The organism is Haloarcula sp. 1CSR25-25, from assembly GCF_032027985.1.
Lineage (GTDB): Archaea > Halobacteriota > Halobacteria > Halobacteriales > Haloarculaceae > Haloarcula.
On record NZ_JAHYBW010000008.1, the window covers coordinates 201,044 to 211,572 of the forward strand.

At 60.1% G+C, this 10,529-nt stretch carries 9 protein-coding genes and 1 pseudogene; 4 read left to right on the top strand and 6 right to left on the bottom strand.

Annotated features, from left to right (window positions below):
- The first annotated feature begins 69 nt into the window (after positions 1-69).
- From KZ498_RS20065 to glmS, 3 genes are all read left to right on the top strand, one after another.
- Positions 70-930, top strand: a complete 861-nt coding sequence (locus tag KZ498_RS20065) for a CheF family chemotaxis protein (protein ID WP_312621107.1) — start codon at positions 70-72, stop codon at positions 928-930.
- A 297-nt stretch (positions 931-1,227) separates the two neighbouring features.
- Positions 1,228-2,418 (top strand): bifunctional sugar-1-phosphate nucleotidylyltransferase/acetyltransferase, encoded by a 1,191-nt coding sequence (gene glmU / locus KZ498_RS20070; protein ID WP_312621108.1) that lies wholly within the window; start codon positions 1,228-1,230, stop codon positions 2,416-2,418.
- Positions 2,418-4,208, top strand: coding sequence for a glutamine--fructose-6-phosphate transaminase (isomerizing) (glmS, locus tag KZ498_RS20075; protein ID WP_312621109.1), 1,791 nt, complete (start codon positions 2,418-2,420; stop codon positions 4,206-4,208). Before glmU ends, glmS begins: the two co-directional genes overlap by 1 nt.
- 2 nt (positions 4,209-4,210) lie before the next feature.
- On the opposite strand, the gene KZ498_RS20080 is transcribed toward glmS, so the two are convergent.
- The 6 genes from KZ498_RS20080 to aglF form a co-directional block, all read right to left on the bottom strand.
- Positions 4,211-4,654: a hypothetical protein gene (locus KZ498_RS20080; protein WP_312621110.1), complete on the bottom strand. Its 444-nt coding sequence runs from the start codon at positions 4,652-4,654 to the stop codon at positions 4,211-4,213.
- Positions 4,655-4,703: 49 nt separating this feature from the next.
- The gene (locus KZ498_RS20085) at positions 4,704-6,119 is read right to left on the bottom strand and encodes a DUF4330 family protein (protein ID WP_312621111.1); all 1,416 of its coding nucleotides are present in this window, start codon (positions 6,117-6,119) and stop codon (positions 4,704-4,706) included.
- Positions 6,120-6,297: 178 nt separating this feature from the next.
- Positions 6,298-7,704 (bottom strand): sugar transferase, encoded by a 1,407-nt coding sequence (locus KZ498_RS20090; protein WP_312621113.1) that lies wholly within the window; start codon positions 7,702-7,704, stop codon positions 6,298-6,300.
- 246 nt (positions 7,705-7,950) lie between these two features.
- Positions 7,951-8,169 carry a hypothetical protein gene (locus tag KZ498_RS20095; RefSeq protein WP_312621115.1) on the bottom strand — a complete coding sequence of 73 codons (219 nt, stop codon included), beginning with the start codon at positions 8,167-8,169 and terminating at the stop codon, positions 7,951-7,953.
- A gap of 43 nt (positions 8,170-8,212) precedes the next feature.
- A complete protein-coding gene (locus KZ498_RS20100; RefSeq protein WP_312621116.1) occupies positions 8,213-8,689 on the bottom strand; it encodes an RNA ligase family protein in 477 nt (158 codons plus the stop codon).
- A gap of 584 nt (positions 8,690-9,273) precedes the next feature.
- A complete protein-coding gene (gene aglF, locus KZ498_RS20105; RefSeq protein ID WP_312621117.1) occupies positions 9,274-10,029 on the bottom strand; it encodes a UTP--glucose-1-phosphate uridylyltransferase AglF in 756 nt (251 codons plus the stop codon).
- Positions 10,030-10,193: 164 nt separating this feature from the next.
- Here aglF and KZ498_RS20110 point away from each other — a divergent pair.
- Positions 10,194-10,529 (top strand): annotated as a pseudogene (locus KZ498_RS20110) (preprotein translocase subunit SecY); the annotation flags it as partial.

Sequence of the window (10,529 nt, forward strand, 5' to 3'; positions counted from 1 at the left end):
TTCGACACTGGCGACGGAACATATATTGAGTTCTGTGGACAACGGGTGTACGAGAGGCCGGTACGGGGCATGAGCGACACCGAAAAGAAGATCGCCGATACGAAAGGGCAGTTCCTTCAGGCGGTCTCACAGGGCCAGCGCCTCACCGACGCCGAGTGGCGAAACTGTCGCATCGTCCTCACAACCGAGCGGGTCGCCCTGCTCGGCGACGACAAGCGACAGATCTCGCTGACTGACGTCGACCGTATCGCAGACCGCTTCGACGTGAACCAGCAGAGCGCCGGCGTCTCCGACTACGTCGCGCTCTACGTCGGCGAGGACGTGATTCTGGTGTCGGCGTCGGACCACGGGGCGTTCGAGACCGACTTCTATCGGGCGAGTCTCGACGGCGCCATCGTCCTGGTTCAACATCCCGCGCTGAAAGGCGGCGTCGTCCAGTCCGCCGAGTGGACGAAAGGCCGGCTCAAAGTGACCGACGAGGCGCTGAAACTCGCGATGGCTGACGGGCAAGCCGTCGTCGTCGACCGCGCAGATATCGGCGACCTCGCTGTCGAAGAGAAGCAGGTCAGTGGCGAGGAGCGGACGGTCATTCAGGTCGAACACAGCGAGGACGACATCAGCGTCGAAACGCATCTCGCGGGCGAGGAGTTCCACGCCACCGTCCTCCGGACGATGCTCGAGGAGAGCGCCGAACAGAACCGCGCCGACCTGGACCTGAGCTCGACGGAGAAGCGGGTCATCATGGCACTCCACTCCGGCGTGTCGCCCTTCGACATCCCCAACTTCGTCGGCATCTCCGTGGAGAAGACCGAGGAGATATTCGACCGCCTCATCGAACTTGACGTGATAAGCGTGCTCCGCGAGCGGACCGAAGTGAATCTGACGACGAAGGGTCGTCGGGTCGCCGGCGAGCGGATGGGCGAGCAGTAGCGAGACATGCGGCTCTCGAATACCGAGCGGCAACGCCCCGTGAGCCTATCGCGGCGTACTGGTTGCTCGGACGGACTCCTGTACAGCCTGTCCACGAAAGAGGCCGCGGAGCCGGTATCTCGATCAATTGAATCTAACTGTGACGCGGAGTCCGGCAGGCGGTTGTGACGAAATACATCTATCCTTGGTTTGATTGTTTTATTCTACAACCTAAAGTTGGATGCATGCTCGAGAGTAACCAGTCTCCAATTGCGTTAGGGTCGCCATATTGAAGCCCCTCCTCCGTTACCTACAGGTATGCACATCGACACGGCTGTGGTCCTCGCCGCGGGAGAGGGGACTCGCCTCCGGCCGTTGACGCGAAACCGGCCAAAGCCAATGTTGCCGGCCGCGAACCGCCCGATTCTCGAACACGTCTTCGACGCGCTGGTCGAGGCCGGCATCGAGAAACTGGTCGCTGTCGTCGGCTACAAGCGAGACCGCGTGCAGGACCACTTTGGCCCGACATATCGTGGCGTTCCGATCTCGTACGTGAGCCAGACGAAACAGCTCGGCAGCGGGCACGCGCTCCTCCAGGCACGCAGTGTCGTCGACGGCCCGGTCCTGGTGATGAACGGCGACCGTCTCGTCGACGCGGCCACTATCGAGGCGGTAGACGGCTCGTACGCGGAGACTGGCGATACGAGCATCGCCGTACTCGAACGACAGGACACCAGTCGCTACGGAGCGGTCGAAGTACAGGACGGCGACATCATCGACATCGTCGAAAAACCCCAACACGACGATTTCAGACTCATCAACGGCGGCGTGTACGCCTTCGACGGCGACATCTTCGAAGCTATCGACGACACGACGCGGCACGCCGGCGAGCTGGCGCTGACCGACACCATCGAACTGCTGCTGGAGTCCGACCGGGTCCGAGCGGTCGAGGTCGACGGGATGTGGGTCGACGCGACGTATCCCTGGGACCTGCTGACCGTCGCCCGCGAGGTACTGGCGCGGGGTCGAGTTGTCGAATCGGCCCGTGACGAGCAGGTCTGGGTGGATAACTCCGCACGCATCCACGACGCGGCCACCCTCCAGTCGCCGGTCGTCATCGGGCCGGACTGTGAGGTCGGGCCCGACGCCGTCATCGGGCCGGACGTGGCGCTTGGCCGGAACGTCACCGTCAGGGCCAACAGCGTCGTCCAGCACGCCGTGCTCGACGCGGACACGCGCGTCGACCCGAGTTCGACCCTCGTCGACACTGTCACCGGCCAGGACGTGAACCTGGGTGTCAACACGGTCGTCCCCGGCGGGCCGGCCGACGTCCAGGTCGGGACAGAGGTGTTCGAGGACCAGCGGCTGGGCGCCGTCATCGCCGACCGTGCCGCCGCGCTCGGTGACGTGAGCTTCGTCCCCGGGTCGCTTGTGGGACCGAACGCCCGACTCGCGACCGGCGTGACAGTCGATGGGACCGTTCGTGAGGGCGCGGAGGTGGTCCGCTGATGTGTGGCATCATCGGCTGTGTCGGCCGCGGCGATGAGACCCTGGATACGCTCGTTCACGGCCTCTCGAAGCTGGAGTACCGCGGGTACGACTCCGCCGGCGTCGCGCTGGCAAACAGTCATATCGACATGTGCAAACACTCCGGGAAAATCGCCGACCTGCGCGAGGCGCTGTCCGACCGGACGCTCTCGGGGTCGGTCGGCATCGGCCACACCCGCTGGAGCACCCACGGGCCGCCGACCGACGAGAACGCCCACCCGCATCAGGACTGCACCGGTGATGTCGCGGTCGTCCACAACGGCATCATCGAGAACTACCAGTCCCTGCGTGACGAACTCGTCGGGGCCGGCCACACCTTCACCTCCGACACCGACACCGAGGTCGTTCCCCACCTCATCGAGGACGCGCTGAACGGTGGTGCTGACCCCGAAGACGCCGTCCGCGAGGCCATCAGCCGACTCGAAGGCAGCTACGCCGTCGCCGTCGTCATCGCCGGCTGTGATTCGGTGTTCGCCGCCCGGCACGACTCGCCGCTCGTGCTTGGCATCGGGGAAGACGCGACCTACCTGGCGAGTGACGTGCCCGCCTTCCGGGATTTCACCGACAAGGTCGTCTACCTCGCCGACGGGGAGTTCGCCCGTCTCAACGGCGACGGGTGGACCGTCACCGACACCGACGGCACGGTAATCGAGAAAGACATCGACACCGTCCAGTGGGACCCCGAGGAGACGGGCAAGAGCGGCTACGACCACTTCATGCTCAAGGAGATCCACGAACAACCCCGTGCGCTCCGGCAGTGCTTGCGGGGCCGCGTCGACGAACTCGCCGGGACAGTGGACATCGGCGACCTCGGTGACCTCTCCCCGACCGGCGTCCAGTTCGTCGCCTGCGGGACCTCGTATCACGCCGCCCTGCACGGCGCGCAACTGTTCCGCGAAGCGGGCATCCCCGCACAGGCGTTCCTCGCCAGCGAGTACGCCACTGCGACGCCACCCATCGGCGACGCGCTCGTCGTCGGCGTCACCCAGAGCGGCGAAACCGCGGACACGCTCTCGGCGCTCCGTGCGGCTCGCAGTCGCGGCGCGCGGACGCTGGCCGTGACCAACGTCGTCGGCTCCACTGCGGCCCGCGAATGCGACCACGCGCTGTACATCCGTGCCGGTCCGGAAATCGGCGTCGCCGCGACCAAGACCTTCGCCTCACAGCTGGCTGCGCTGAACCTCCTCGCACTCGGGACGTCGACGACCGGTGACGCCCGGCAGGTCATCAGCGCGCTCCGTGACCTTCCCGGCCACGTCCAGGAGGTCCTCGACGAATCTGCCGCCCGGGAGATCGCCGAGCTGTACCAGGACGCCAGCGCCTACTTCTTCATCGGCCGCGGCTATCAGGAGCCCGTGGCGCTCGAAGGCGCACTGAAGATGAAGGAGATCACCTACAAGCACGCCGAAGGCTTCGCCGCGGGGGAGCTGAAACACGGCCCGCTGGCGCTGGTGACCGAGAACACGCCCGTGTTCGCTATCGTGACCGGAAACGACGAGCGCGCTCGCAAGACCATCGGGAACGTCAAAGAGGTCGAAGCACGGGACGCCCCGGTGGTGGCGATCACCGACGGACAAAGTGACGTCGAACGGTACGCCGACCACGTACTCGAGATTCCCGAGACGCATCCGCGAGCTGCTGCCGTGTTGGCGAACACGCACCTGCAGTTAGTGTCGTATCATACGGCCGCGTTGCTGGGACGGAACATCGACAAGCCGCGGAATCTGGCGAAAAGTGTGACCGTGGAGTAAGGTCAGGACCGTTCGTCTTCGTCGGAGTTCGAACTGTCGGGTGTTTGCCGCTCTTGTTCCGGTGGGTCCGGCGGTGCTAACATAGTGGCTGCGAGTTCGTACCCACGGGTCTCAGAGAGCGGGTCGAGTACGTTCTCTTGGAATTGCTTGTACGCACTTCGAACGACCGCCCCGCCACGCGAGTGTTGCCACGCTTGCTCGATATGCGGGATAAGTCGGTCCAGTAGTGCGATGAACGGCCCGACGGTGTACGTCTCCCGAAGGTCGATGACGTTTACCTCTGGTTCGGGCTCTTTCGTGAGCCAGCGGTAGCAGTACGAACCCTTGATGAGGCTGGCCACCCGGGTACGGATCGCTCGCCCGGCACTGATGATTCGGGAGCCACTGGTAATCCCGGTTTTACCGGTGTTGTCAGCGTGATCGACTGTTCTTGGTTGGCTACCCATTCAATTGCGTAGTGGTTTGCTTGGCCGATAATATCGTTTTCGGAGTCTTTCAGGCGCCAACACTCACAACGTCTGCCTCGATTGTGAGCGTCCCCAGATTGATCACAATCGACGACCTTTGCTGGATGGGCTCGCCTTTGAACTGGACACCGCTCGTCGTTTCACGGACCTGCAGTTCGGCCGTGATAATGACATCACGCAGGAACGGGTGATCAACGACGTTCACCGAGCCGTTGTCTCCCGTCGTGATGATAACCGAGGGGTCGGTGTCGACGCGGCTGATACGAGCAATCGTTTCGTCGCGACTGGTCTCGGTCATCCCGGGTTCAATTGTGTCGGCCATCTCCTCGCGAACGTCGGTCATCCGGAGCGTTACCGTCCGGGTCCCGAGTGTGCCACGCGGTTCGAGGGCATCGACGCGTTCGATACCCCCCGAGAGGTCGTAGGTCTCGGTCGAGATGGAGATATTACTTCCACGCTGAACGTAGGCGCTCCCGAACCGCTCTCGGTCACCGTCTTCGAGCGTCGTCAGCGTGAGGCCGGCGAGGACGCGTTTGCGGTCGGGGTCTTGTGTCTCGTAGGTGGTAACGGTTTCGACTGTTGCTGTCTCGTGCCCAGCCACGGTCGCAACGTCGCCGGTTGCGATATCGTCGGCTGTTTCGGCGTCGACAGTCGTCTCGAGGAGCACGTCCGACGTCGTCGGTTGGAGGCCGCTCCCAACCTGTTCGAGACGCCCGTCGATCGTGTACTCTGGCGCCGAGAGCGTAATTGACTGTCCGGGTCGGACTTGCGTGTTACCAAACCGCTGGCGACCTTGCTGTGTGTACGTCTCAAGGTCAGCTTCGATGAAGACGGTCTGTTTGCCGGGATCGTCGGTAGCGTACGCCGCCACGTCCTGGACGGTTGCGACAGTCCGCCCACCGAGGCGGATCTCATCACCGGCGGTCACGTCACGGGTTTCGGCGGCACTCATCGTGTCCCGGAGGACGACAGTCGTCATTTCTTTGTTGAGGCTATTGTCGCCACCGACAGCCCGTATCTGCCCGTTTACCTCGTATCGGCTCGTCGCGATTGCTAATGAGCGGCCAAGCCGAGGCGGTGCATTGGCGTAGGTAAGGCTGTCATCGCTGGTGGGGCCTTCGATTGTCGCACGGAGGATGACTCGCGTTTGGTCGCCCTGCGGTGTGAGATACACATCGGTGACTGTGAGCTCGGAGTTGCTGTTAGGACTGTATGTATCGCCTTCGTTGATTTCGGAGACGAGATACTGCGGCTGTGGGCCAAGGTCAAGCGTGACGTTAGTGCTTGTGCGATCCGGTGGCTCCGGGTCTGGCTGGAGGACGAATGCTGCGCCTGCTACCACAACTGCAAGGACAAGTAGGACGGCCAGCGCGTCGACGATATTGACGAGCCCGAAAAGATTTCCCTCGTCGTCAAGGAGGGCTGACGAGCGACTATCTGCCATGCTGTAGGCGTTTTGTGGAGGCGGTTTGAGTGTTTCGTTGTCGTGCTATCGTCTGCGTTTTCGCAAAGTCCTCAGAGTGCCCTGCACGTCTTCTTGATTGCCTCGAAGTCACTGTGTTTCACTGAATTATACAGGAGCCACGAAACAGAACACAGACTTGATCGAGACGAGCAATGGTTTAACGACGAGCGATTTCGTTCATCGTGGCAACGACGTCAGTGGCTACTTTCCAGATCTGCCGGATAACTAGTCCGATATCAAACCAGAACGACTGCTGCCGAATATATTTCAAGTCAAGCCGCAACTTCTCTGATGGATTTGTGCTCTTAATATCATTCACTTGCGCAAGTCCGGTAAGGCCAGGTTTGACAAACCACCGCTGGCGCCAAGCCTGCGTATCTGCTTCTAGTAAGGTCTCTTCGGCAGTCCAGACAGCACGCGGTCCAACCACGCTCATATCGCCGACGAGGATCGACCAGAGTTGTGGCACCTCGTCGAGATGCGTTCGTCGGACGATTTTCCCAACATCAGTAACTCGACTGTTTTCCTCGTCTTCGGCTGGCTCTGCTGATGCTTCGCCGGGGGACATACTCCTGAATTTGTAGATATTGAACGCTTCACCGAACACCGCAGTCCGCTCTTGTGTGTACAGAATCGACCCACCGTCATCGAGTTTGATAGCTACTGCAATGCCGATAATCACGGGTGACAATACGACCAGTCCGACTGTTGCAAATACGATGTCAAATGCTCGCTTGAGTACGTAATCTTGGATGTCCCAGGGTTCTATTTCAACGTCAACCAGCGTTCCAACTCCATCACTGGCTGTCAGCACGGAATCTGTGTGGTCTCGGTGGACTCTCGCTCTAACACCGTACTCGTAACAGGCATCGAGTGCACCAAAAAACTCTGCTCGGTCAGCGTACTCAAACGCCAACACCACCGTATCGACATCGTACTCAACGAGCACATCTTCAATTCGGGACAGCCCCCCTAACCGCTCTAGCCCATTTGACTGGATTCCACCGTCAGCAATAGCCATGGATTGCTCCGGTGTGGTAACGATATTCGTCGGGCAGAGATATCCCAAAAATGTCTCGTCGACCTCACTTGTGACAGTCTCGATGAATTGAAGATCGTCGCCAACGATGATGGTTCGCTCGCCATCTGACGACGGGCGCTTGCGAATCCACACGAACCACGCGGGCAGTGCGACCAGTAACAATGGTGTCACCAACACGACAGTCAAGCGTGGTAATCGGTACGTATAGTCGAAGTAGCCGATTGTCGCTAGTACGAGCACTGCCACGAGCACTCGCTTCTGGGCTAGCGCAACCGCGTCAAGAATCCGGCGCGGGCGGGGCTTGTACAGCGGAAGAAATACACTGGCGACGATGGCGACTGTGACCAAGAGCTCGAACGTAAACTCCGATCCAGTCGGTGGATCGGTTGGAAGCCGACTAAGTAACGGGACCGTGGTGGCTACCGACTGGATGGTAGTGTTGTTAACAAGTGCGACGGCTATCGCTGTTAGCAGGACAACACCGGTCACACTCGAAACCCGGTACCGCCAGCCACTATCCATTAGTAGTGTGATTGCAGAGTTCCAGTATAAGTCCTGCGTCCTGGTCTGCACGTAGTGCCACTATTTTTTGACGGAATCGATAGTTGTTGCCGAATAGCGTTTTCGCGAATAGTCCCTACGAATTTATCAGGAGTCCGAGACAGTAACCTACCGCTCGTCGCGAAACGCCCGCGTCAGCGCTGCAACTTTGGATCGAAACGTTCCCATGTTGACTGGATCAGTACCATGATAGAGCCGCTTGTGCTCCTACCGGACAATATCCTCGATGGCCCGCTCGTAGAACGTCTCGACCGTCACTGCCTGTTCAAGGTTTTCCAGCTTGGCAGCGATCTCCCGGAAGCGCTGCTGCGTCGCGTATCTGTGGTTCAGTGCTGAGGCGTTGGCGTCGACCGGAACTGTCTCATCGATCTCCGGAAAGTTGGGATGGTGCAGTTTCGCACGGCCGCCGCGCTTGTTCCGGATCACGACGCCTTCGGCTGGCCCGTCATACCACGCTGACTGCGGGATTTCACAGCTGGTCGGATCGAACTCCTGTCCCGTCGCTCGCGTTCGACGGCGTTGACGGGCTGGAGCCCGAGCTGACCGAAGATTCCTTCGACGATGTCCGGTGAGTGGAACGCTTATGGGCAGTCGACCAGACATCAAAGCCGAGAAATGATGGCGTTTGCTCCCAGTCGTAGTTGATAGTATGGTGATGCATCGCTTCGCCGAAGAAGACGTACGCTTCGACATCGTCGACGGCACACCGGAGCGAACCTCGATTGAGATTTTCACGGACGTATCGGACGGCGTGGCGATATGGGTCTGGCATTGTATTGGGATCGTCATAGACACCGCTTCGGTCACCGAATTGAACTAGCTCTGAATTCTGAAGCTGAAAGCGCATGTTCCTTCCGTCGACCGTTTCGAGAATCCACAGATGTCCCTCATAGAAGAGCTCCTCAGGGGGATCATCGATGCGTGGAATCGACGGGAACTGTTTCATATATACCAAGATACCGTTCAGAGTGGTCTACCTGTTTGCTTGAGCCTTTCGAGCGAATACCCGATACTGCTCAGCATATGGGGCGGTAGATCCACTTGCCCGCTCTGTGAGAGCCGAGATGGCATGGTGAGACGCCTCATCTAATATGTCGGCCCTCCGTGCACGATCTACATCCGCCAAAGCGCGCACGGAAGCGGTCATGGAGCCGTGGATTCCGTACGAGTTTATCAGGCAGGAACGACCGGAGTTTGTTCGGAGTTTCATCGCTGAGGATCCTCTCGATTTCCGCCTGCTCGTCGTCCGGTGGTGTGTCGGCGACCGCTAACAGGACCGCGACGACGTGCTTGCACGCTCCTGGGCCGTCCGTACATGTGGCCTCGAATGGAGTTGTCGAGAGATCGACCGTCACGTTGTCTGACCGCGAGCCCTGGACAGTCCAAGTGACGAGGTCATCAGAGCGGTCGAGACGCCCGATACGCCCGTCTGAGCGGTAGTTTTCACCTCGTTCGAAAACCGTCTTCGCACACCGCTCCCGTATCTGCTGTGTATCAACCACTGTGCGCCGAGTACAGCGGGCCAGCCACTTACTCGCTCGCGGCGATATTCTCGGCAGCCATCTCCGGGTCGATTTCGCCTTGTATTCGTTTCTCAGCTTGATCGCGGTCCTCCGGATAGCCGATGTCGTTTCGCCAGCCGTCCATGCGGATTGCATCGATGGTTCGCCCGGAGTGCAACAGGAGGTCTATCGCATCGCTGATTTCGTACTCGTTTCGGTTCGAGGGCTGCACCAGATGGCAGGCGTGGAAGATGGCCGGCGTGAACGTGTAGAACCCGGTCATCACCAGATTGGATGGTGGATCTTCGGGTTTTTCGACTACTTCGGTTATTTCCCCGTACTTGTTAGTGTCACAGACGCCGTATCGGCTGGCTTCCTCCCACGGTACTTCCTCAACGAGGAAGGCGGCGTCGGCGCGCTCCTCCTGCTGGCGGTTGACGACGTCCTGTAGGTTTGCCTCGAAGATGTTGTCGCCAAGCATCAGCATGAAGTCGTCGTTGACGTGCTCTTCGACGGTCAGGAGCGCATGGGCAAGGCCGTTCTGCTCGCGCTGGTGGGTGTAGGTGATTGGGACGCCCTCGAACTCGTCCTCGTAGTGGTTGATGATAACCTGCTTCTTGTAGCCGACGACGACTAGAAGTTCGTCTGCACCTAGTTCGATCAACTGCTCGAAACAGTGAGTCAGAATCGGCTTTCCAGCAACCTCTACCATTCCCTTGGGCTTGTCTTCGGTCAGCGGGCGGAGACGGGTCCCCTCGCCAGCAGCAAGTACGACAGCTTTCATGTGTCTTCATTCGTCGGTCGTCGAATAAAGTTATTGTCGATTTATTTTATTCGCTCTTTATTCACCGACTCCCAATGAACGTTAGCCACGTTTTAGCATGAGGGCACTGCAGTTGCGGACTTCCTGAATCCCGACAAACTTGTTTTTTAGAGCAGATCACAGCCGGGCTGCCGATGGTGTTCGCCGGCGGCTTCCTGCCGGCCGATACGGCTGTCGCAAGTTCCCTGGGTATCGGGACGTTCGGTGTCCAGTGGCTCATCTTCGGCCAGATGTTCGTCGGCGGGGTCCTCATCCTGTTCATGGACGAGGTCATCTCCAAGTGGGCGTCGGCTCCGGTATCGGCCTGTTCATTGTCGCCGGCGTGAGCCAGCGGCTCGTCGGGGGCGTCCTGACGACGCCGTTCCTCGGCAACAGCGAGGGAATCATCTACACCTGGTACCTGTTCATCACCGGCCAGCGCGGCACCGGGCCAGTGCTGGCTGCCGATGGCCTCCAGACCG

Excerpts from the sequence above, each read along its gene's own strand:
- KZ498_RS20065 (WP_312621107.1), top strand. The coding sequence starts at position 70 with ATGAGCGACACCGAAAAGAAGATCGCCGATACGAAAGGGCAGTTCCTT.
- glmU (WP_312621108.1), top strand. The coding sequence starts at position 1,228 with ATGCACATCGACACGGCTGTGGTCCTCGCCGCGGGAGAGGGGACTCGC.
- glmS (WP_312621109.1), top strand. The coding sequence starts at position 2,418 with ATGTGTGGCATCATCGGCTGTGTCGGCCGCGGCGATGAGACCCTGGAT.
- KZ498_RS20080 (WP_312621110.1), bottom strand. The coding sequence starts at position 4,654 with ATGGGTAGCCAACCAAGAACAGTCGATCACGCTGACAACACCGGTAAA.
- KZ498_RS20085 (WP_312621111.1), bottom strand. The coding sequence starts at position 6,119 with ATGGCAGATAGTCGCTCGTCAGCCCTCCTTGACGACGAGGGAAATCTT.
- KZ498_RS20090 (WP_312621113.1), bottom strand. The coding sequence starts at position 7,704 with ATGGATAGTGGCTGGCGGTACCGGGTTTCGAGTGTGACCGGTGTTGTC.
- KZ498_RS20100 (WP_312621116.1), bottom strand. The coding sequence starts at position 8,689 with ATGAAACAGTTCCCGTCGATTCCACGCATCGATGATCCCCCTGAGGAG.
- aglF (WP_312621117.1), bottom strand. The coding sequence starts at position 10,029 with ATGAAAGCTGTCGTACTTGCTGCTGGCGAGGGGACCCGTCTCCGCCCG.